18 protein-coding genes are annotated in these 21,723 nt (G+C 51.8%); 11 read left to right on the top strand and 7 right to left on the bottom strand.

What is annotated here, in order from left to right; translation table 11 throughout:
- Positions 1–175: 175 nt before the first annotated feature.
- Positions 176–1,186, top strand: a complete 1,011-nt coding sequence (gene pyrD / locus P2W74_RS14775) for a quinone-dependent dihydroorotate dehydrogenase (RefSeq protein ID WP_276292197.1) — start codon at positions 176–178, stop codon at positions 1,184–1,186.
- A gap of 166 nt (positions 1,187–1,352) precedes the next feature.
- Positions 1,353–1,895, top strand: coding sequence for a cell division protein ZapC (gene zapC / locus P2W74_RS14770; protein WP_276292196.1), 543 nt, complete (start codon positions 1,353–1,355; stop codon positions 1,893–1,895).
- Here zapC and P2W74_RS14765 read toward each other — a convergent pair.
- The gene (locus P2W74_RS14765; protein ID WP_276292195.1) at positions 1,892–3,001 is read right to left on the bottom strand and encodes a YcbX family protein; all 1,110 of its coding nucleotides are present in this window, start codon (positions 2,999–3,001) and stop codon (positions 1,892–1,894) included. The genes zapC and P2W74_RS14765 overlap by 4 nt on opposite strands.
- A 97-nt stretch (positions 3,002–3,098) precedes the next feature.
- Here P2W74_RS14765 and rlmKL point away from each other — a divergent pair, with 97 nt between their 5' ends.
- From rlmKL to rmf, 6 genes are all read left to right on the top strand, one after another.
- Positions 3,099–5,207: a bifunctional 23S rRNA (guanine(2069)-N(7))-methyltransferase RlmK/23S rRNA (guanine(2445)-N(2))-methyltransferase RlmL gene (gene rlmKL / locus P2W74_RS14760; RefSeq protein ID WP_276292194.1), complete on the top strand. Its 2,109-nt coding sequence runs from the start codon at positions 3,099–3,101 to the stop codon at positions 5,205–5,207.
- 12 nt (positions 5,208–5,219) lie between these two features.
- The gene (locus P2W74_RS14755; protein ID WP_276292193.1) at positions 5,220–7,127 is read left to right on the top strand and encodes an ABC transporter ATP-binding protein; all 1,908 of its coding nucleotides are present in this window, start codon (positions 5,220–5,222) and stop codon (positions 7,125–7,127) included.
- A 14-nt stretch (positions 7,128–7,141) separates the two neighbouring features.
- Positions 7,142–8,395, top strand: a complete 1,254-nt coding sequence (gene pqiA / locus P2W74_RS14750) for a membrane integrity-associated transporter subunit PqiA (RefSeq protein WP_276292192.1) — start codon at positions 7,142–7,144, stop codon at positions 8,393–8,395.
- A gap of 4 nt (positions 8,396–8,399) precedes the next feature.
- Positions 8,400–10,040 (top strand): intermembrane transport protein PqiB, encoded by a 1,641-nt coding sequence (gene pqiB / locus P2W74_RS14745; RefSeq protein WP_276292191.1) that lies wholly within the window; start codon positions 8,400–8,402, stop codon positions 10,038–10,040.
- On the top strand, positions 10,037–10,600 hold the full coding sequence (pqiC, locus tag P2W74_RS14740; protein ID WP_276292190.1) for a membrane integrity-associated transporter subunit PqiC: 564 nt from the start codon (positions 10,037–10,039) through the stop codon (positions 10,598–10,600). The genes pqiB and pqiC overlap by 4 nt, the downstream gene beginning before the upstream one ends.
- A 256-nt stretch (positions 10,601–10,856) precedes the next feature.
- Positions 10,857–11,024, top strand: coding sequence for a ribosome modulation factor (gene rmf, locus P2W74_RS14735; RefSeq protein WP_276292189.1), 168 nt, complete (start codon positions 10,857–10,859; stop codon positions 11,022–11,024).
- 94 nt (positions 11,025–11,118) lie between these two features.
- Here the strand turns inward: rmf and fabA are convergent, their stop codons facing one another.
- Positions 11,119–11,637 carry a bifunctional 3-hydroxydecanoyl-ACP dehydratase/trans-2-decenoyl-ACP isomerase gene (gene fabA, locus P2W74_RS14730; RefSeq protein WP_010429339.1) on the bottom strand — a complete coding sequence of 173 codons (519 nt, stop codon included), beginning with the start codon at positions 11,635–11,637 and terminating at the stop codon, positions 11,119–11,121.
- Positions 11,638–11,705: 68 nt separating this feature from the next.
- Positions 11,706–13,466, bottom strand: coding sequence for a Lon protease family protein (locus tag P2W74_RS14725; RefSeq protein WP_276292188.1), 1,761 nt, complete (start codon positions 13,464–13,466; stop codon positions 11,706–11,708).
- A gap of 185 nt (positions 13,467–13,651) precedes the next feature.
- On the opposite strand from P2W74_RS14725, the gene matP reads away from it, so the two are divergent.
- Complete coding sequence (matP, locus tag P2W74_RS14720) at positions 13,652–14,104, top strand: macrodomain Ter protein MatP (RefSeq protein WP_276292187.1); 453 nt, start codon at positions 13,652–13,654, stop codon at positions 14,102–14,104.
- Between the two features lie 84 nt (positions 14,105–14,188).
- Here the strand turns inward: matP and ompA are convergent, their stop codons facing one another.
- On the bottom strand, positions 14,189–15,235 hold the full coding sequence (ompA, locus tag P2W74_RS14715) for a porin OmpA (RefSeq protein ID WP_276292186.1): 1,047 nt from the start codon (positions 15,233–15,235) through the stop codon (positions 14,189–14,191).
- A 354-nt stretch (positions 15,236–15,589) separates the two neighbouring features.
- Positions 15,590–16,099, bottom strand: coding sequence for an SOS-induced cell division inhibitor SulA (gene sulA, locus P2W74_RS14710; protein ID WP_276292185.1), 510 nt, complete (start codon positions 16,097–16,099; stop codon positions 15,590–15,592).
- A gap of 216 nt (positions 16,100–16,315) precedes the next feature.
- Here sulA and P2W74_RS14705 point away from each other — a divergent pair, with 216 nt between their 5' ends.
- Positions 16,316–16,927 (top strand): TfoX/Sxy family DNA transformation protein, encoded by a 612-nt coding sequence (locus P2W74_RS14705; RefSeq protein ID WP_276292184.1) that lies wholly within the window; start codon positions 16,316–16,318, stop codon positions 16,925–16,927.
- On the opposite strand, the gene yccS is transcribed toward P2W74_RS14705, so the two are convergent.
- Together yccS and P2W74_RS14695 are read right to left on the bottom strand one after the other, a co-directional pair.
- On the bottom strand, positions 16,908–19,061 hold the full coding sequence (yccS, locus tag P2W74_RS14700; protein ID WP_276292183.1) for a YccS family putative transporter: 2,154 nt from the start codon (positions 19,059–19,061) through the stop codon (positions 16,908–16,910). The two genes, P2W74_RS14705 and yccS, sit on opposite strands and share 20 nt — an antisense overlap.
- Positions 19,062–19,079: 18 nt before the next feature.
- On the bottom strand, positions 19,080–19,526 hold the full coding sequence (locus P2W74_RS14695) for a YccF domain-containing protein (RefSeq protein ID WP_276292182.1): 447 nt from the start codon (positions 19,524–19,526) through the stop codon (positions 19,080–19,082).
- A 122-nt stretch (positions 19,527–19,648) separates the two neighbouring features.
- Here P2W74_RS14695 and helD point away from each other — a divergent pair, with 122 nt between their 5' ends.
- Positions 19,649–21,703 carry a DNA helicase IV gene (gene helD, locus P2W74_RS14690; protein WP_276292181.1) on the top strand — a complete coding sequence of 685 codons (2,055 nt, stop codon included), beginning with the start codon at positions 19,649–19,651 and terminating at the stop codon, positions 21,701–21,703.
- Positions 21,704–21,723: the final 20 nt, after the last annotated feature.

Genomic DNA, 21,723 nt, shown 5'->3' with positions numbered 1-21,723 from the left:
TTGTGAATCGAAATGATTTATCCGGCAGAGAAAATCTGAAAAACGCATAATTACGTGGGGAGGAAGAAAACGATTGCGTGGACATCGTCATTTATTGCCGCAGGTCAATTCCCTTTTGGTTCAACATCGCACATAATACGCCCCCGGTTTGCACACCGGGAATCCAGGAGAGTTCATGTACTACCCCTTCGTTCGTAAAGCCCTTTTTCAGCTCGATCCAGAGCGCGCTCATGAATTAACATTTCAACAATTACGCCGTATCACAGGGACACCGCTGGAAGCGTTTGTGCGCCAGAAAGTGCCAGCAAAGCCTGTTACCTGTATGGGGCTGACGTTTAAGAACCCGCTTGGTCTGGCAGCAGGTCTGGATAAAGATGGGGAGTGCATTGATGCGCTGGGCGCAATGGGGTTTGGCTCGATAGAGATAGGCACCGTGACGCCACGCCCTCAGCCTGGCAACGATAAACCCCGCCTTTTCCGCCTGGTCGATGCGGAAGGGTTGATCAACAGAATGGGCTTCAATAACCACGGCGTTGATAACCTGGTGGAGAACGTTAAAAAATCGCATTTTGACGGCATCCTGGGGATTAATATCGGTAAAAATAAAGATACGCCGGTAGAGCAGGGTAAAGATGACTATCTGATTTGTATGGAAAAAATCTATGCTTATGCCGGTTATATCGCGATCAATATCTCTTCACCAAATACCCCAGGATTACGCACGCTGCAATACGGCGATGCGCTGGACGATTTATTGACGGCAATTAAAAATAAACAAAACGATCTGCAGGCGATCCATCAAAAATATGTGCCGGTGGCAGTAAAGATCGCACCGGATCTTTCCGAAGAAGAACTGATTCAGGTTGCCGACAGTTTAGTCCGTCATAATATTGATGGTGTTATTGCCACCAATACAACGTTGGATCGTTCTCTGGTTCAGGGAATGAAAAACTGTGACCAAATGGGTGGTTTGAGTGGACGACCGCTGCAATTAAAAAGTACAGAAATTATTCGACGTCTGTCGCAGGAATTAAACGGACAGTTACCGATTATTGGTGTCGGTGGCATTGACTCCGTGATTGCGGCGCGTGAAAAAATGGCGGCCGGCGCCTCGCTGGTGCAAATTTATTCTGGCTTTATTTTTAAAGGTCCGCCGCTGATTAAAGAAATCGTTACCCATCTCTAACCTTTTCCCTTAATCGGACAACCAGGGCTTTATTTCCAGCCCTGGTTGTTTTATATTCCTTCACTGTTGCTTATTTATACATTTTGGTCTTTTCTTATTAAGGCAATAAACGAAGCGGCAATCAGGACAATGTTGCAACAGGATGTTAAGCCCAGGAGATAAACGAATGCGAATTAAACCTGACGATAACTGGCGCTGGTATTATGATGAAGAGCATGACCGAATGATGCTCGATCTGGCCAATGGCATGTTATTTCGCTCGCGTTTTGCTCGCAAAATGCTCACCCCTGATGCTTTTTCACCCGCCGGTTTTTGCGTTGAAGATGCCGCGCTTTATTTTTCTTTTGAAGAAAAATGCCGCGACCTCGAATTATCTAAAGAACAAAAAGCGGAACTGGTGCTTAATGCGCTGGTGGCTATCCGTTATCTCAAACCCCAGATGCCAAAAAGCTGGCACTTTGTTGCGCATGCAGAAAACTGGTCGCCCGTCTGTGGCGATGCGGCCTGCGTTTACTTGAGCGACACAGAAGAGCAGGTGAATTTACTGGTGGTGGAACCGGGTGAGAATGCAGCGCTTTGCCTGCTTGCTCAGCCTGGCGTGGTGGTTGCGGGACGAACGATGCAACTGGGCGATGCAATAAAGATCATGAATGACAGACTGAAACCGCAAGCCATTATTGACAGTTTCAGCCTTGAACAAGCCGTTTAACTTTCCAGTCTGAGCGCCGTTTTCGGTACACAACTACAGCAAAGAATGGTGCCATCCTCGCCTATCGCTGATTTTTTCAGCGGGTTGACTTCGCCTTCCAGCAACCGTACACGACAGCAACCGCAAATACCCGCCCGGCACGAATAGGGAACCCGAATCCCCTGGTTTTCCAGTTGTTCTAACAACACCTGTTGGTTGTTGCCACGAAAAGCCTGTCCATGCCAGTCGATATTCACCGCCGCATCAGGGTGTTGCTCTGCGGCTACGGTATCGTCAGATGCCGCGGCACCATATTTTTTTGCGGGCCCCGTAGCCAGTATTTCGACCTCATCACCTGTGCGGATCACGCCGCTGTTGCGCGCAATCAGATTCTGACCGAAATCGACATCGCCATTATCCAGCGCCGTGCGGAAACGCTGCAATGTGGCTAACGGTTCGCCAGAGGGATGTTTTTGACCTTTTTCCGGGCTGACGGTGGTGAAAATACAGCGGCTGCACGGCTTTGCAACGTCAAAAATAACGTCGCCAATGCGGATCACTTTCCAGGTGTCCTCTTCCCAGGCGGCGGCACCGCTCACCACCAGGTTAGGGCGAAACTGTTCCATTTTCACGCTGGCAGGGCAGCGCTGTTGTAAATCACGCAGAGAGGCTTCACTGGCCAGCAGGTACGGGAAGCCATCAGCGAAGGAGAGCGGCACGCTGCTGTGTTGTTTTACGCGACGCGTCAGGTTCGGCCCGACCCACCGTAATTGCACCTCGCGGGAGAAGAAACCACTCAGCCACCGATTGACAGCATCGGGTGCGATGCGGGCGGTAAAATGGTTCCCCCAGACTTCAGTTGGGGCATCTTGTTCGGCGAAATCAGCGAATCGGACCAGCGCGCTGCTACCGTCCGGGGCCGTAAGATGCAGTCCGTCGTGCAGCGGGGAAGGGGTAAAACGAACCATTTGCGGAAACTGGCGGGCAGTGATGAAGGTGCCATCGGGTTCAGTGATCATAAAAATACGATCAAACGCCAGACCACTGGCGTCGGCCAGCGCGTGTGTCAGGCCAATGCCGCGCATTGATTTAACCGGATGAACAAAAAGTCTGGTTAGCGTCACCACTGTACAGCCCTCAAATGAAAATAAGCCCTCAACTTTATGACATACAGCCCATATTAGCTATAATGCGCAGCAATTTTCCCCGAGTAAAAGTGACGATATGAATTCTCTGTTTGCCAGTACGGCCCGTGGGCTGGAAGAGCTGTTAAAAACTGAACTGGAAAACCTGGGCGCTGAAGAGTGCCAGGTCGTTCAGGGTGGTGTCCATTTTAAGGGCGACACACGGCTTGTTTACCAGAGCCTGATGTGGAGCCGTCTGGCCTCTCGCATCATATTGCCGATGGGGGAATGCAAGGTCTATAGCGATCTGGACTTGTATCTCGGTGTTCAGGCAATCGACTGGACAGAGATTTTTAATCCAGGCGCCACGTTTGCTGTGCACTTCAGCGGCCTGAATGACACCATCCGTAACAGCCAGTACGGCGCAATGAAAGTGAAGGATGCCATTGTGGACGCCTTCACCCGCAAGAACCTGCCGCGCCCGAATGTGGATCGTGAATCCCCGGATTTACGTATCAATGTCTGGCTGAACAAAGACACTGCCAGTATTGCCCTTGATCTGAGCGGCGACGGTCTGCATCAGCGTGGGTATCGCGATCGTACCGGTCAGGCACCAATTAAAGAAACGCTGGCGGCGGCGATTGTGATGCGTTCTGGCTGGCAGCCGGGCACGCCACTGCTCGACCCGATGTGCGGTTCGGGTACGCTGTTAATTGAAGCGGCAATGTGGGCGACCGATCGCGCCCCTGGGTTACACCGTGGATACTGGGGCTTCAGCGGTTGGGCGCAGCATGATGAGGCAGTCTGGCAGGAAGTAAAAGCGGAAGCGCAGGTTCGTGCCCGCAAAGGCCTGGCCGACTACAGCTCGCGCTTTTACGGTTCAGACAGCGATGCTCGCGTAATTGAGCGTGCGCGCAGTAACGCCCGCCGTGCAGGCATCGGCGATCTCATCACCTTCGAAGTAAAAGACGTTGCACAGCTGAGCAATCCGCTGCCCGAGGGGCCGCACGGGACGGTTATCAGTAACCCGCCGTACGGTGAACGTCTGGACAGCGAGCCAGCGCTTATTGCGTTGCATAGCCTGCTGGGCCGTAACATGAAAAACCACTTCGGCGGTTGGAATTTGTCGTTGTTCAGCGCTTCTCCGGATTTGCTCAGCAGCCTGCAATTGCGTGCCGATAAACAATTCAAGGCCAAAAACGGTCCGCTGGATTGCGTGCAGAAAAACTACCACGTCGCAGAGACCACCTCCGAAAGTAAACCGGCCACGGTGGCGGAAGATTATGCTAACCGACTGCGTAAGAATCTCAAGAAGCTGGAGAAGTGGGCGCGTCAGGAAGGGATTGAATGTTATCGCCTTTATGATGCCGATCTCCCGGAATACAACGTGGCGGTTGACCGCTACGGTGACTGGGTGGTTATCCAGGAATATGCGCCGCCGAAAACGGTAGATGCGCAGAAAGCGCGCCAGCGTCTGTTTGATATTATCGCGGCGACCCTCTCCGTGCTGGAGATGGCCCCGAACAAGCTGGTGCTGAAAACGCGTGAGCGTCAGAAAGGGAAAAACCAGTATCAGAAGATGAACGAGAAGGGCGAGTTCATCGAAGTGAGCGAGTACAACGCGCGTCTGTGGGTTAACCTGACCGACTATCTGGATACGGGTCTGTTCCTTGATCACCGTATTGCGCGCCGCATGCTGGGTCAAATGAGCAGTGGAAAAGATTTCCTTAACCTCTTCTCTTATACCGGCAGCGCCAGCGTACATGCCGGTTTGGGTGGCGCCCGCAGCACCACCACGGTGGATATGTCGCGCACTTATCTGGAGTGGGCGGAGCGCAACTTGCGTCTGAACGGTTTGAGCGGCCGCGCGCACCGTTTAATCCAGGCCGATTGTCTGGCGTGGCTGCGTGAGACGGATGAACAATTCGATCTTATTTTCATCGATCCACCGACGTTTTCTAACTCAAAGCGTATGGAAGATTCGTTTGATGTGCAGCGCGATCATCTGGCGCTGATGAAGGATCTGAAGCGTCTGCTGCGTAAGGGCGGCACCATCATGTTCTCTAACAACAAACGTGGATTCCGTATGGATCTCGACGGACTGGCGGCACTGGGACTGAAAGCACAAGAAATTACGCAGAAAACGCTTTCCCAGGACTTTGCCCGTAACCGCCAGATCCACAACTGCTGGCTGATTACCTCAGCCTGAAAGGAAAAGTAAATGTCATTAATCAGTATGCATGGCGCATGGCTGTCGTTCAGCGATGCGCCGCTTCTTGATAATGCAGAATTGCATATCGAAGATAACGAACGCGTCTGCCTGGTGGGCCGTAATGGCGCCGGAAAATCGACCCTGATGAAGATCCTCAACCGCGAACAAGGTCTGGATGACGGGCGCATCATTTATGAGCAGGATCTGGTGGTCGCGCGTTTGCAACAGGATCCCCCGCGAAACGTTGTGGGCAGCGTGTATGATTTTGTCGCTGAAGGTATCGAGGAACAGGCGGAATATCTGAAACGTTATCACGATATTTCTCGCCTGGTGATGACGGACCCCAGCGATAAGAACCTCAATGAAATGGCGCGGGTGCAGGAACAGCTCGATCACCATAACCTGTGGCAGCTCGAAAGCCGCATCAATGAAGTGTTGGCGCAATTGGGGCTTGATCCTAACGCCGCGCTCTCTTCCCTATCGGGTGGTTGGCTGCGTAAAGCGGCGCTGGGCAGAGCGTTGGTGAGCAATCCGCGCGTATTGCTGCTGGACGAACCGACTAACCACCTGGATATTGAAGCCATCGACTGGCTGGAAGGATTCCTGAAATCCTTCAATGGCACGATCATTTTTATCTCTCACGACCGTTCGTTCATTCGTAATATGGCGACCCGTATTGTCGATCTTGATCGCGGGAAGCTGGTCTCTTATCCGGGCGATTACGATCAGTATCTGCTGGAGAAAGAAGAGGCGCTGCGGGTTGAAGATCTACAGAATGCGGAGTTTGATCGCAAACTGGCGCAGGAAGAGGTGTGGATCCGTCAGGGGATTAAGGCGCGTCGTACGCGTAACGAAGGCCGTGTGCGCGCACTGAAAGCCATGCGACGTGAACGTGGCGAACGCCGCGAAGTTATGGGTACCGCGAAGATGCAGGTCGAAGAAGCGACGCGCTCGGGCAAAATCGTCTTCGAAATGGAGAACGTGGATTACCAGGTTGATGGCAAACAGCTGGTGAAAGATTTCTCCGCGCAGGTACAACGTAGCGACAAAATCGCGCTGATTGGGCCGAATGGCTGCGGTAAAACGACGTTGCTGAAACTGATGCTGGGCCAGCTTCAGGCTGACAGCGGCCGTATTCATGTAGGTACAAAGCTTGAAGTGGCCTACTTTGATCAGCATCGTGCCGAACTGGATCCCGATAAGACCGTGATGGACAACCTCGCGGAAGGCAAACAAGAGGTTATGGTTAACGGTAAATCACGCCATGTGCTGGGCTACCTGCAGGACTTTTTGTTTCACCCTAAACGTGCCATGACGCCGGTTCGTGCACTGTCGGGTGGTGAGCGCAACCGTCTGCTGCTGGCGCGTTTATTCCTCAAACCCAGTAATCTTTTAATTCTTGATGAACCAACCAACGATCTCGACGTCGAAACCCTCGAGCTGCTGGAAGAAATGATTGACGGTTATCAGGGGACAGTCTTGCTGGTGAGCCACGATCGTCAGTTTGTGGACAACACCGTGACGGAATGTTGGATCTTCGAAGGTGGCGGCAAGATTGGTCGCTATGTCGGCGGTTATCACGACGCACGTGGACAACAGGTACAACATCTGGCGTTTAAACAGCCGGTTGTGAAAAAAAATGAGGAACCTGCTGCCCCTAAAGCAGAAATTGTAAAACGAGCGAGTGGCAAACTAAGCTATAAACTACAGCGCGAACTGGAACAGCTACCCCAGCAGCTTGAAGAGCTGGAAGCTAAACTGGAAACGCTGCAGGCGCAAGTTGCTGACGCCACCTTTTTTAGCCAGCCGCATGAGCATACACAAAAGGTTCTGGCTGACCTGAGTGAAGCGGAACAAGAACTTGAGCAAGCCTTTGAGCGCTGGGAGTATCTTGAAGCCTTGAAGAATGGCGCATAATTAAAGGAGCACATATGTGCGAACATCACCATGCTGCGAGGCATATATTATGCTCGCAATGTGACATGCTGGTGGCATTACCCCCGTTAGAGCATGGTCAAAAAGCGGCATGCCCACGATGTGGCACAACATTAACAACCGAGTGGGACGCGCCAAGGCAGCGTCCCACCGCGTATGCAATAGTGGCTTTATTCATGCTGCTACTCTCCAACCTATTCCCTTTCGTGAGTATGAATGTGGCGGGGGTGAGCAGCGAAGTTTCGTTTCTGGAAATTCCGGGCGTTTTATTTTCTGAAGATTATGCCAGTCTCGGTACCTTCTTTTTATTATTCGTTCAAGTGGTTCCTGCCTTTTGCCTGATCACGATATTACTGCTCGTTAATCGTGTCGCCATGCCGGAAAAAATACAGGCCAGGCTGGCGCGTGTTTTGTTCCAGTTAAAATCCTGGGGTATGGCAGAAATATTCCTCGCCGGGATATTGGTGAGTTTTGTCAAACTGATGGCCTACGGCGATATTGGCGTAGGCAGCAGTTTCATTCCGTGGTGTCTGTTTTGTATTTTGCAGCTCCGTACGTTCCAGTGTGTGGATCGTCGCTGGCTGTGGGATGACATTGCCCCTGCGCCTAAAATTGCGCAGCCGTTAAAAGTGGGAACGCCGGGGATTCAACAAGGTCTACGTTCCTGTTCCTGCTGTACAGCAATACTGCCTGCCAATGAATTAGTGTGCCCACGCTGTAATACCAAAGGGCATGTGCGACGTAAAAACAGTCTGCAGTGGACGATGGCATTGTTGTTCACGTCGATCATGCTTTATCTTCCAGCCAATATCATGCCGATTATGATTACTGATTTGCTGGGTTCAAAATTGCCATCAACAATTATTGCCGGGGTGGTTTTACTGTGGAGTGAGGGATCTTATCCGGTTGCCGCTGTGATATTTATCGCCAGCATTATGGTGCCAACGTTAAAAATGATTGCGATTGCATGGCTATGCTGGGACGCAAAAGGGCATGGAAAGCGTGACAGCGAAAGAATGCATTTGATTTACGAAGTCGTGGAATTTGTCGGTCGTTGGTCAATGATCGATGTTTTTGTTATTGCCGTACTCTCTGCGCTGGTGCGCATGGGAGGGTTGATGAACATTTATCCTGCAATGGGTGCTTTGATGTTTGCTTTAGTCGTCATTATGACAATGTTTTCTGCGATGACGTTTGATCCTCGTCTGTCGTGGGACCGTAAACCAGAACCAGACCATGAGGAGTCCTGACAGCATGGAATCTAAAAGTGGGGAAGCCAAAGTGCAGAAGGTAAAGAACTGGTCTCCCGTGTGGATATTCCCCATCGTCACTGCGCTTATTGGGGCATGGGTTCTGTTTTACCACTACAGTCATCAGGGGCCGGAAGTCACCCTGATTACCACCAATGCGGAAGGCATTGAGGGCGGTAAAACCACCATAAAAAGCCGTAGCGTGGATGTCGGTGTGGTCGAAAGCGCGACGCTGACCGATGACTTAACCCATGTAGAAATCAAAGCACGCCTCAATTCCGGTATGGAAAAGTTGCTGCATAAAGATTCAGTCTTCTGGGTGGTTAAGCCACAGGTAGGGCGTGAAGGCATCAGCGGCTTAGGTACGCTGCTGTCTGGCGCCTATATTGAACTGCAGCCGGGTAATAAAGGAAGCCAGCTCAATAAATACGATCTGCTGGACTCTCCGCCGCTGGCGCCGCCGGATGCGAAAGGGATCCGCGTGATTCTTGACAGCAAAAAAGCCGGGCAGCTAAGTCCTGGCGATCCGGTGCTGTTCCGTGGTTATCGTGTAGGCTCAGTTGAAACCAGCACGTTTGATCCGCAAAAGCGCAGCATTAGCTATCAGCTCTTTATCAATGCGCCGAACGATCGCCTGGTCACCAATAATGTGCGTTTCTGGAAAGACAGCGGCATTGCGGTCGATCTCACCTCTGCGGGAATGCGTGTAGAAATGGGCTCGCTGACCACCTTGTTCGGCGGCGGTGTCAGTTTTGACGTCCCGGAAGGGCTTGATCAGGGGCAACCGGTCGCGGAAAAATCGGCGTTCGTCCTCTATGACGATCAGAAGAGCATTCAGGATTCGTTGTTTACCGACCATATTGACTATCTGGTGTTCTTCAAAGATTCGGTTCGTGGATTACAACCCGGTGCGCCGCTGGAATTCCGCGGTATTCGTCTGGGTACCGTCAGCAAAGTACCTTTCTTTGTGCCAAATATGCGTCAGGTATTTAACAATGACTTCCGCATTCCGGTTCTGATCCGTATTGAACCTGAGCGTCTGAAAGCGCAGTTAGGCGAAAATACGGATGTGGGCGCGCATCTGCAGGAATTGCTGAACCGTGGCTTACGCGCATCGTTAAAAACGGGGAATCTGGTGACTGGCGCACTGTATGTCGACCTCGATTTTTATCCGAAGGAACCACCGATTAAGGGCATCCGTGAGTTTAGCGGTTATCAGATCATTCCGACCGTGAGTGGTGGTCTGGCGCAGATCCAACAACGTCTGATGGAAGCGCTGGATAAAATCAACAATCTGCCACTGAATCCGATGATTGAGCAGGCGACCAATACGCTCACTGAAAGCCAGCGTACGATGAAGCACCTGCAAACCACGCTGGACAACATGAACAAGATTACGTCCAGTGAGTCGATGCAGCAGCTTCCGGCGGATATGCAAACTACGCTACGCGAACTGAACCGCAGTATGCAGGGCTTCCAGCCAGGTTCTGCCGCCTATAACAAGATGGTGGCGGATATGCAGCGTCTTGATCAGGTACTCCGCGAACTGCAGCCGGTTCTGAAAACGCTCAACGATAAGAGCAATGCGCTGGTATTTGAAGCGAAGGACAAGAAAGATCCAGAGCCGAAGAGGGCGAAACAATGAAAAAGTGGCTAGTGGTGATGATGTCGGTCTGGCTGACGGCATGCAGCTCCGGTGGAGAAAGTAAAAGCTATTACCAACTGCCTATTGCGCAGGGGGGCGTGCAAAGTACGGCGAATCAGGGAAACCGTCTGCTGTGGGTGGAACAGGTTTCGGTACCTGATTACCTGGCAGGGAATGGCGTGGTCTATCAGACCAGCGATGTGAAGTACGTGATTGCGAACAGCAACCTCTGGGCCAGCCCGCTGGACCAGCAGTTGCGCAATACGCTGGTGGCCAGCCTGAATACCCAGCTTCCGGGCTGGGTTGTCGCCTCTCAGCCGCTGGGAAGCACCCAGGACACGCTAAACGTCACGGTGACCGGATTCCACGGTCGTTATGATGGTAAGGTTATCGTGAGCGGTGAGTGGCTTCTGAACCATCAAGGGCAGCTGATTAAACGTCCATTCCATATCGAGGCGACGCAGCAGCAGGATGGCTATGATGAGATGGTCAAAGTGCTGGCGACGGCATGGAGCCAGGAGGCCGCTTCTATCGCCCAGGAGATAAAACGTCTCCCTTAAAGTTTAAAAAATTGTAAATTAAACCGCCTCAGGCTAACCCCTGAGGCGGTTTTTTTTCATTTTTATTCCGCGAAAATAGCTGTCCTGGCTCACATTTCTTGTACAAATGAATTATCGGGTAGCTCACAAATATGACACTGGCGTGAATTTTGCGCATTGACGGGACCAATGTTTCGCGGTATTCGTTTTAGTGTGATTGCACACTTCGTAATCACTGTTTTCTTTTCCACCAGATAAAAGATGAGGGAAACGAGGCATGAAGAGACAAAAACGAGATCGCCTGGATCGGGCACATCAACGTGGATATCAGGCCGGCATCGCCGGACGCTCAAAAGAAATGTGTCCCTATCAGACGCTGAATCAGAGGTCATACTGGCTGGGAGGCTGGCGAGAAGCCATGGCGGACAGGGCAGTAATGGCCTGATTCTGTCTCTTTAGAAAAAAGAAACCTCCGCATTGCGGAGGTTTCGCCTTTTTTCACCCAGTCAGCAAAAGATGCTGGCTGTAAAAAATCAGGATTAGAACGCGGAAGTGTCCTGGAACAGGCCCACTTTCAGGTCATTAGCGGTGTAGATCAAACGGCCATCGACCAGAACTTCGCCATCCGCCAGACCCATGATCAGGCGACGGTTAACGATGCGCTTGAAGTGGATACGGTAAGTGACTTTTTTCGCGGTCGGCAGGACCTGACCGGTAAATTTCACTTCGCCTACGCCCAGTGCACGGCCTTTACCTTCACCGCCCAACCAGCCGAGATAGAATCCAACCAGCTGCCACATTGCGTCCAGACCTAAACAACCCGGCATGACCGGATCGCCGATAAAGTGACATCCGAAGAACCACAGATCCGGGTTAATATCCAGCTCAGCTTCGACATAACCTTTGTCGAAGTTACCACCGGTTTCTGTCATCTTGACGACACGGTCCATCATCAACATGCTTGGTGCTGGCAGTTGTGGGCCTTTAGCGCCAAACAGTTCACCGCGACCAGAGGCAAGAAGGTCTTCTTTTGTATAGGATTCGCGTTTATCTACCATGTTCTCTGTAAGCCTTATTTTATTGAAGCACGCAGGATAGCTAACACGTGTACGCTGAACAAGTCCGATCAGTTCGGAACAAACCAATTCAGCCAACGCAGCGGCCAGGGAAAACGATGACGACCTTCCAGTTGCGTTGCTGCCGCAATACGTTCCTGGATAGTTTGCATCAGCGTTGTCTGACCTTCACCTTCCCACACCAGATTTAACAGAAGCGGCAGGGCGTCTGTGACGTCATCCACCGCCCAGATACTGAATTTCTCTTCTTCTACGGCCTGTAGCAGCGCAGGTTGCAGGCTAAGATGTCTGACGTTGGCAGCAGGAATAATGACGCCTTGCTTGCCTGATAATTCTCGTTGCTGACAAATAGTAAAGAAGCCTTCAATCTTCTCGTTTAAACCGCCGACCGGTTGCGCCCGACCGAATTGATCGACAGAACCAGTAATGGCGATACTCTGATTAACCGGAACATCCGCCAGCGCACTGATCAACGCGCATAGTTCAGCCATGGATGCGCTGTCGCCATCGACTTCGCTGTAGGACTGTTCGAAGGTCAGCGAAGCGGAAAACGGGATCTGCTGCTCAAGCTGCAGCTCAGACATCAGGAAAGCCTGCATGATCATCATTCCCTTGGCATGGATATTCCCGCCAAGTTCCGCTTTTCGCTCAATGTCAGTGAATTCCCCATCGCCAATATGCACCACGCAGCTAATACGTGAAGGTTCGCCAAATGCGCGAGGATGGCCAGGAAACTCAATCACCGAGAGCGCATTGATTTGGCCAATGCGTTCACCTTCGGTTTCGATCAGGATCTGTTCCTGGAGGATTTCATCCTGCATCCGTTCTGCAAGGAAACCTTCGCGCCATTCGCGCTGGGCGAGCATCAGGCGAAGTTGTTCTGCATTACAGATCTCACCCTCACACAGCGGGGCAACTTCTTTGAACTGACGGGCAATCCATAGAGGACAGAGCGGCAATGTGTCCTGCTCGCCGGTATAGCGTACCGCTTCACGAATCAGAACCTGCCACGCATCAGGGCCAGGGTAGGGCAGATTATTGCTTCTGGCGACCTGAGTCACCCACTGGCACCACTGCGTCATGGATTCTGCATCCACTATCTGCAGATTGTCTTCAAATTCGCTATAGATCGCCTGTTCTGCGAGTTCCGGCTCCATTTCCTGGAAGTCCGCTAACGACTCGCGCTCACCCACCAGTACCACTTTCATTTTGAGCGGCATAGAGGGCACAGAAACGGGCAGAGGGCGAGACTCATCGAATGCGACCCAGTCAAACCTTTCGTGGCTCACTATGGCTTTCAGGCGCATCCATAACAAAGGCTGGGCTAGAAGCGTGCGCAGAGAAATAACCAGAACGCCGCCATTAGCCTGATGTACCAGACCGGGCTGCAGAGTGATTTCTCCGTTAAACTGACGCAGGCAGCCAAACAGTTGTTCGGCTTCAACCCAGTCGGCACTGACCACCTGAGTTAACGTCGCAAAATTGTCTTCTGCTTTTTCTGCTTCGCGAAAACGAATGTGATGACCTGAAATCTCGTAATGACCGCCGGTCAACTTACCGTCGTCGGTGTGCAGCGTTCGGACTGCATCGGCCAGGAGATTGATATACTCAAGCTCTTCCGGGGCCTTTGCCAGCATAAAAGATGACGATGCACGGGGCTGGAGAAGTTGCTCCAGACCAAACTGCAATCGCGGTTGAGTATCACTGAGTAAGGTGTCGTTTTCGTCAGTAAAGTGTGGCTGTGCAAATATCTCCTGATAACTGTCGGTATCAGGAACCAGATCACGCCATGCAAGTTTCGTAATGGTCAAAGTTGAGGTTTTTTAGTCTGTTGTAAAAAACGCGATTATACCGTAACAGGCAACACTGCACACGTGGAAAGCGAACGGAAACACGCAGTATGACGCGCGACAGTTCACAGGCTGGATATTCTTTTCTTCAGATACCTAAAAAGCTGATATTCTGATAAGAGTTACACGGTAACATTGAGATCGCAATGAAATATCAACAACTTGAAAATCTTGAAAGCGGCTGGAAGTGGAAGTATCTGGTCAAAAAGCACCGCGAAGGGGAGTTGATTACCCGTTACGTGGAGGCCAGCGCTGCCAAAGAGGCCGTCGATTTGTTGCTAACCCTCGAGAATGAACCGGTTCGGGTCAATACCTGGATTGAAGGGCATATGAATCCTGCGCTGCAAAATCGTATGAAACAGACGATACGGGCACGACGCAAACGACACTTTAATGCTGAGCATCAGCATACGCGCAAGAAATCGATCGATTTAGAATTTATCGTCTGGCAACGTCTGGCTGGACTTGCGCAGCGCCGTGGCAAAACGCTTTCAGAAACGATAGTGCAGCTGATTGAGGATGCGGAGCACAAAGAGAAGTATGCCAGTCAGATGTCTACGCTGAAGCAGGATCTGCAGGCCCTATTGGGTAAAGAATAGCGTGTGACTCTGCCGGCGTGTTCTGAGAACAGCAGCATGGCGAAAAAAAACCCCGCAGAGCGGGGTTTTTTATTAGACGGAAACTTAAGCCTGAGGCTGAGTTACAACGTCTTTGATACCTTTAACTTCGATCTCAACACGACGATCCGGAGCCAGGCAGTCGATCAGTGCAGCGCGAGCTTTCACGTTGTCACAGGTGTTGCCAGTAACCGGGTTGGATTCGCCCATGCCACGTGCAGAGATTTTGTCAGAAGGAATACCTTTAGAGATCAGGTAATCAACAACGGACTGAGCACGTTTTTCGGACAGACCCTGGTTGTAAGCGTCAGAACCGATGCGGTCAGTGAAGCCCAGAACAACAACAGAACCGTCTTTCGGATCCAGGTTGCTCAGCTGGCTGTACATCTGATCCAGAGCCTGCTGGCCTTCTGGTTTCAGAGTTGCTTTGTTGAAGTTGAACAGAACGTCAGACTTCAGAGTGAAGTGTTTGGTCTGTACTTCTGGAGCCGGAGCCGGAGCCGGAGCTACGACTGGAGCAACTTCACCCTGGCCGAAACGGTAGGAAACACCTACGCTCAGCAGGCCGTTGTCCGGACGACCACCAACGGTGTTAGCGTCACCGATGTTGTTGGTCCACTGGTATTCCAGACGGGTAGCGATTTCAGGAGTAATTGCGTACTCAACACCACCTGCGAATACTGGGGATACGCCAGTGTCGTGGTCTTTGAAGCCAGTGTTGTTTTTAGCGTCTGCACGCCAAACCATACCACCCAGACGAGTATAGATGTCCAGATCGTCAGTGATCGGGTAACCCAGTTTAGCGGTCAGCTGAACGCCCTGAGCTTTGAAAGCGCCGGTCTGAGTGTTGCCTTTGTACGGCATACGACCTAACCAGTCATAACCCATTTCGAAACCAACGTACGGGTTAACCTGATAACCACCGAACGCGCCTGCGCCCAGCTGGCTTTCTTCAGTAGAACCGTTGTTGTTGATCTGGTTGTTGCCAATATCGTGGAACTGAGACCAGCCCAGTTTAGCACCGGTGTACCAGGTGTTATCTTTCGGAGCGGCCTGCGCTACGGTAGCGAAACCAGCCAGTGCCACTGCAATCGCGATAGCTGTCTTTTTCATTTTTTGCGCCTCGTTATCATCCAAAATATGCCATGAATATCTCCAACGAGATAACACGGTTAAATCCTTCACCGGGGGACCTGCTCAATAGTTAATCTACCGAATCTGCGGCTTAGGCCGAACACCCCTGGCGATGTAAAGTCTACAACGTAGTGGAAAACTTACAAGTGTGAAGTCCGTCAGGCATATGAAAAAAAAAGGCTTGTATACACATTATTTAACATTTTGAGATGAGAAATTGAGCAACAAAAATCGCTGAAACCGCTTCTGGCAAGCGTTCGCACCAAAAAAGCCTTAGACTTCAATTCGCCGGTAAGGCATGAAAAAAAAATCCAGGATAAATCCTAAATTTACTTAATGATACAAATTAGAGTGAATTTTTAGCCCGGAATGCTGTCTCGGGGCAAGGGAGTGTGCGCGCACCGGACGCATAATAAATCCCATGGCGTTTCCCTCATCGGCAGCTTTTACCAGTTGCGTATGCTCTTCTTCTGTCAATTCATCCGACAACCAACCGATCACGACACTGTAGTTTCCTGTGCGCAATGCCCGAATCATTGATTCTAACGTATGGCACGGCGAGAGTTGGTTTATTTGCATCACCTTGGTGAGGGGAAGTCCGGCTGACTGCACCCACTCCCGGCTTAGTTTTTGCTGTGGCGTCAGCCAGAGCTGCCAGCGCGATTGCTGCCCCAGTTGCTGCAGAAGAGGTAAGAGCAGTAATTGGGTCATCATGGGCTGGTCTTCGCGGTAGACCACTTCACTGATAAGCCCTGCGGTGGAGTTCTCGGAAGAGACACGCGCAATTCGACCTGAAGTGGAAGAGAGCGCCGAAGAACGATTTGCATAACCTGATGTGTACATAATCAATCCAGCCCTGTGAGTTACTGTATGGATATACAGTAACCCTGCGACCAATAAAGATCAACCTAATTTTCGGAAACAGACTCGCAATTTTTATTCGTCGTCGCAGTAAAAACAAAATTCATCTTGCCCCTTTAGAATAAGTTGCCTATTTTCGTCATTAACGGAGCTGTTACTACTAATTATTTATTTAGTTTATGATTTAAAAGGATTTTTATGAGAGCGCGTTCTTATGGTCGAATCTATAAATCTCAAGAATACCTGGCTTCACTGGGCACGATTGGCTACCGCTCGCTGTTTGGCAGTTACAGTTTGAGTATTGGGGATACTGTCTTTGCGATGGTCGCTAATGGGGAGTTATACCTTCGTGCCTGCGAGCAAAGTGTACAGTATTGTGTGAAACATCCGCCTGTCTGGCTGACGTTTATGAAGCGTGGACGTCCGGTTATGCTCCACTATTATCGGGTGGATGAAAGCCTGTGGTGCGACCAGCAACAACTGGTGCGTTTGTCACAGTATTCACTGGAGGCGGCGGTGAAGGAAAAAAACTCCCGCTTTTCGCAACATCGTCTGAAGGATTTACCCAACATGACCTTTCATCTGGAGATCCTTCTGAACGAAGCAGGGATTAAAGACGAGAGCACATTACGGAATCTGGGGGCGAAAATGAGCTGGCTGAGGCTTCGTCATCTCAATAAATCTCTGACGGTGAAAATTCTCTATTCTCTGGAAGGGGCGATTCTCGGGGTACATGAAGCCGCGCTCCCGGCGGTACGCCGCCAGGAGCTTGCAGACTGGGTTCAGTCGCTTACGACAGAGCAGGGGTAGTAGACGGCAATTGCGTTATTTGTCGTTGCAGACGTCCGATCTCAGGGAGCAGCGCGATCAGCAGCCCAATCTGCTGTACGACAAGCGGTTCTTTGCTGTCCGGGAGAGGCTCCAGATGCTGAATCCGCTGTTTTAGCCCCTCAAGCGCCTGATGTACCCGTTGTTCGTCTGCGGGTTGATGATGAAGCGCATCATCGACATAGCATACCGCATCGTCCAGCAGGGTCAGGACCTCCTGATTGGTTAACTGTTCACGGTGAGCGCCTAACGCGGAAATATAGCTGGTAAAAGTATGGTTGAGGCAGAGTAACCGAAACGCAGCCTCGCGGGTTTCTGCGGTGACATCGGGCTCGCTCGACATATTTGACACCACCGATGCCAGTTCCGCATCGCGATTGTGCGCATCCCGGCGGGCAATACGGTAGGCAAGTCGGTTATCACGGCCCTGGTGATATTGTTCGAGGATCGCATCCAGGTAGCGGCAGTTTGCATCCGTCGCGCGTTCCAGGACAAGCGGAAGGTTGCGAAAACGCCAGTCTGGCCAGATGAAGCTGACGGCAGCCCACGCGATGGCACAGCCAATGAGCGTATCTATTACACGCGGCAGAGCGACCTCAAAACCTTCTCCCAGCAAGTTAAAGCACAGCAATACCAGTAAGGTAATGAACATCGTGGCATGGGCATACTGCACATTGCGGAAAGCGAAAAACAGCACGCCTGTAATCACCAGCAGAATTAATTGCCCTTCGAGGGAGGGAACGAACCACAAAATCGGCAAACCAATGGCGACACCCACCAACGTGCCGATAATCCTCAACGCCAGGCGATGTCGGGTGGCATTATAGTTTGGCTGACACACGAACAGGCTGGTAAGCAGGATCCAGTAACCGTGATCCATTCCGGTAATTTGGATCAGGGCATAGCCCAGGCAGAGCACTAACGACATTCTTACTGCGTGACGAAACAGGGCGGACTCCGGCGTGAAATTGCGGCTCAACCGTAGCCAGGTATCGCTGAATCCGTGCGGGCTATCGTCTGCCAGCTGATTCTCTGATTCATTGCGAGGCGCCGCCTGTGCCTGCTCAGATTCAATCGTGGCCAGCTGCGCATCTATCGCGCGTAAGTTTGCGAGTAAAAATCCCAGCGTTTTCAGTAAATCTGCTGAAGCGCCACCGACCCGCATGCGCTCGAGCGCTGCGTCGAGGTGCGTGAATGCACGTTCAAAATGCGGATCATGTTGATATTGCGTGCGCAGTAAAAGACAGCGCGACAAATGCATACAGGCTTGCCCTTGCATCGACATCAGACGCTGAAAGCGGAACATCACGTCGCTGTGACGGAAATGATCGCGTAACGTTTGATACTGGATATGCGATGAGCTGGCGCGTTCATGAATATCCTGCGCCACAAAATAGTAGTGTAACGTCCGGCGCGTACCTCGCTGCCCACGGTCACCCCGCAAACGGGTGAGCAGGGAAACTTTGGTCTGGTTCAGCGTCGCCATCAGTTGCCCGTTGGCGAGCGCTAAATCGTACAAAGGTGCCTGGCTCTCATCTTCAATATCCGGATCATATAACCGGGATTTTAATTCCAGGTAATGCGCGAGCTGCTCATAGCTGCGCGCCAGATTATCCTGCAGTGGGCGGATAGGGAACAACAGATGCCCGGTCAGCGTAAGCAGGTTGTACCATACCGCCCCGGCCAGCAGGAACAATGGCTGTTGGTACCACTGCTCGTACAGCGATGCGCCAAGCATGGTGTAGATGGCGATCAGCAATGCGCCAAAAGCAATGGTCGCGTAGCGCTGTCCGAGGCCGCCGAGCAAAATAAATCCGCTGGTCGATAACGTCAGGCCAATAGCGAAAAGCCAGGGCCACGGAAACAACAATTCCACGGAGGCGGAGGCGATGAAAAAACAGATCAGGGTGATGATCAGATTGCGCAGACGTCCTGCAAGGCGATCATCCAGATCGGTCAACGCGGCGGCCACCATACCCAGCGTTAGCGGTATGGTCAGTTTTACATCGCCCAACCACCAGGGCAGAGCCGTCGTGCCGCACAGCGCGATAAAAATACGCACATAATATAACCAGGTGCTGTTCCAGGTGTAACGTCTAAGCAGGGGACTCAACATAAAGGCCATCAGTCCTGGTCATTCAAAACGGCGACGCGCATTTGCTTCGCGCGCAGCCTGAGCGGTTTCAACAGTGACCACGCGGCGGCCAACCGGCCAGAGTGCGATGGCGGCAATTTTGAAGTTCGCAATGCCAACAGGGATCCCGATTATCGTAATGCATTGGGCAATACCGGCAGCAATATGCATCAGGCATAACCACCAACCGAACAGAATCAGCCAGAAAACGTTGAGTAACGTACCGCCCGTATTCATCAGCGCATTTTTGCCCGCCGGGTTGAGTTCATCCACATGAATCGCTTCGTTGCCGTAGGGAAACAGAGAGAGTTTGGTTATCTCCCAGCACGAGCGGGTCAGGGGTAATGTAAAAATCAGAACGATACTGACGAGCGTCGCCAGTAACCAAGCCAGGGTGGTCGCAAAACCCCCTAACACAAAATTTAGGATATTCAGAACGGTACGCATAAAGCCTCGGTCAAATCTGGTTTTCTATGATTCCAGGCAATTGTAACGTTTTTTTGGGCTGGAGCACGTTTTCTCTGGCGGTTACACTGAGAAGTAAACCTCTCGTGTGGATCCACTGAGTCATGGAACTGAAAGCAACTTCTCTTGGAAAACGTCTGGCACAACACCCTTACGATCGGGCTGTTATTCTTAATGCCGGTATCAAAGTCTCTGGCGATCGCCATGAATATCTTATTCCATTCAATCAGTTACTGGCTATCCATTGCAAGCGCGGCCTGGTGTGGGGAGAACTGGAGTTCGTCCTGCCGGATGATAAGGTTGTGCGCTTGCACGGTACAGAATGGAGCGAAACGCAACGGTTTCACCATCATCTGGAGGCGCACTGGCAACGCTGGAGCCAGGAGATGAGTGACGTTGCTGCGCGGGTGTTGCAGGAGCAATTGGATCTCATTGCACAGAGGACGGGGGAAAACAAATGGTTGACCCGAGAGCAAACGTCAGGAATTCAGCAGCAAATTCGTCGCGCGTTTGCGGCGCTGCCGTTGCCCGTCAACCGGCTGGAATCCTTTGAAAATTGTCGTGATGCCTGGCATAAGTGTCTGGCATGGCTAAAGGATATCGAAGGTTGTCGCCTGGCGCATAATCAGGCTTATACCGATGTGATGCTGACAGAATATGCGGCATTTTTCGAACAGATAGAATCGTCCCCGTTGAATCCAGCACAGGCCAGAGCGGTCGTCAACGGCGAGCATTCGCTGTTGGTTCTTGCCGGGGCTGGCAGTGGCAAAACGTCGGTGTTGGTCGCTCGTGCCGGTTGGCTTTTGACCCGGGGAGAGGCGGCGGCTGAACAAATTCTGCTGCTGGCTTTTGGCCGTAAAGCTGCCGAAGAGATGGACCAACGTATTCGCGAGCGGTTGCATACTGAAGAGATCGCCGCGCGAACGTTCCATGCGCTTGCGCTGCATATCATCCAGCAAGGGAGCAAAAAAGTCCCGACGATCAGTAAACTTGAAAACGATACTGACGCGAGACACCAGCTCTTTATTTCGGCGTGGCGACAACAGTGCAGTGAGAAAAAGGCACAGGCAAAAGGTTGGCGGCAATGGCTGGAAGACGAAATGCAGTGGACCGTGCCGGAAGGCAATTTCTGGGATGAAGAAAAGCTGCGGCGTCGACTGGCGCCACGATTGGATCGTTGGGTGAGTCTGATGCGAATGCATGGGGGCACCCAGGCCGAGATGATCGCCAGCGCGGCGGAAGAGATCCGCGACCTGTTCGGCAAACGCATCAAATTGATGGCGCCGTTACTGAAAGCGTGGAAAAGCGCGCTGAAAGAGGAAAATGCTGTCGATTTCTCCGGGCTTATTCATCAGGCGATTGTGGTCCTTGAAAAAGGACGCTTTATCAGCCCGTGGAAGCATATTCTGGTTGACGAGTTTCAGGATATCTCCCCGCAACGCGCGGCATTGCTGGCCGCGTTGCGTCGGCAAAACCCACATAGCACATTGTTTGCCGTCGGGGATGACTGGCAGGCCATTTATCGTTTCAGTGGGGCGCAGCTTTCGCTCACGACGGCTTTTCATCAAACGTTTGGCGAGGGCGATCGGTGCGATCTTGATACCACGTATCGCTTCAACAGTCGGATCGGCGAAATCGCTAACCGATTTATCCAGCAGAATCCGCACCAACTCGCAAAACCGCTCAACAGTCTGACGTCAGGGGATAAGAAGGCGGTCACGCTGCTGGAGGAAAGTCAGCTGGATGCATTGCTGGATAAGCTTTCTGGCTATGCAAAAGAGGATGAGCGTATTCTGGTGCTGGCGCGCTACCATCATTTGAAACCCGCCTGTCTGGAAAAGGCCGCGACGCGCTGGCCAAAACTGCAGTTGGATTTTATGACCATTCATGCCAGTAAAGGCCAGCAGGCAGATTATGCGATCATCGTCGGGTTGCAGGGGGGAAGCGATGGTTTTCCGGCGCCAGCGCGCGAGTCGATCATGGAAGAGGCCTTGCTGCCGCAGGTAGAAGATTTCCCGAATGCGGAAGAGCGGAGATTGCTGTATGTGGCGTTGACACGTGCCCGGCATCGCGTGTGGATTTTATTTAACAAAGAAAATCCGTCTTGCTTTGTCGACGATCTGAAACATCTGGATGTGCCGGTAGCGAGGAAACCCTGAGAAACAGGCGGCAAACGCCG

Origin of the sequence: Citrobacter enshiensis (assembly GCF_029338175.1) — a bacterium.
In the GTDB taxonomy this organism is placed as follows: Bacteria; Pseudomonadota; Gammaproteobacteria; order Enterobacterales; family Enterobacteriaceae; genus Citrobacter_D; species Citrobacter_D enshiensis.
Note: the sequence above shows the minus strand (reverse complement) of the source record. Positions and strands in the feature narration are given on the sequence as shown.

Excerpts from the sequence above, each read along its gene's own strand:
- pyrD (WP_276292197.1), top strand. The coding sequence starts at position 176 with ATGTACTACCCCTTCGTTCGTAAAGCCCTTTTTCAGCTCGATCCAGAG.
- zapC (WP_276292196.1), top strand. The coding sequence starts at position 1,353 with ATGCGAATTAAACCTGACGATAACTGGCGCTGGTATTATGATGAAGAG.
- rlmKL (WP_276292194.1), top strand. The coding sequence starts at position 3,099 with ATGAATTCTCTGTTTGCCAGTACGGCCCGTGGGCTGGAAGAGCTGTTA.
- P2W74_RS14755 (WP_276292193.1), top strand. The coding sequence starts at position 5,220 with ATGTCATTAATCAGTATGCATGGCGCATGGCTGTCGTTCAGCGATGCG.
- pqiA (WP_276292192.1), top strand. The coding sequence starts at position 7,142 with ATGTGCGAACATCACCATGCTGCGAGGCATATATTATGCTCGCAATGT.
- pqiB (WP_276292191.1), top strand. The coding sequence starts at position 8,400 with ATGGAATCTAAAAGTGGGGAAGCCAAAGTGCAGAAGGTAAAGAACTGG.
- pqiC (WP_276292190.1), top strand. The coding sequence starts at position 10,037 with ATGAAAAAGTGGCTAGTGGTGATGATGTCGGTCTGGCTGACGGCATGC.
- rmf (WP_276292189.1), top strand. The coding sequence starts at position 10,857 with ATGAAGAGACAAAAACGAGATCGCCTGGATCGGGCACATCAACGTGGA.
- fabA (WP_010429339.1), bottom strand. The coding sequence starts at position 11,637 with ATGGTAGATAAACGCGAATCCTATACAAAAGAAGACCTTCTTGCCTCT.
- matP (WP_276292187.1), top strand. The coding sequence starts at position 13,652 with ATGAAATATCAACAACTTGAAAATCTTGAAAGCGGCTGGAAGTGGAAG.
- ompA (WP_276292186.1), bottom strand. The coding sequence starts at position 15,235 with ATGAAAAAGACAGCTATCGCGATTGCAGTGGCACTGGCTGGTTTCGCT.
- sulA (WP_276292185.1), bottom strand. The coding sequence starts at position 16,099 with ATGTACACATCAGGTTATGCAAATCGTTCTTCGGCGCTCTCTTCCACT.
- P2W74_RS14705 (WP_276292184.1), top strand. The coding sequence starts at position 16,316 with ATGAGAGCGCGTTCTTATGGTCGAATCTATAAATCTCAAGAATACCTG.
- yccS (WP_276292183.1), bottom strand. The coding sequence starts at position 19,061 with ATGTTGAGTCCCCTGCTTAGACGTTACACCTGGAACAGCACCTGGTTA.
- P2W74_RS14695 (WP_276292182.1), bottom strand. The coding sequence starts at position 19,526 with ATGCGTACCGTTCTGAATATCCTAAATTTTGTGTTAGGGGGTTTTGCG.
- helD (WP_276292181.1), top strand. The coding sequence starts at position 19,649 with ATGGAACTGAAAGCAACTTCTCTTGGAAAACGTCTGGCACAACACCCT.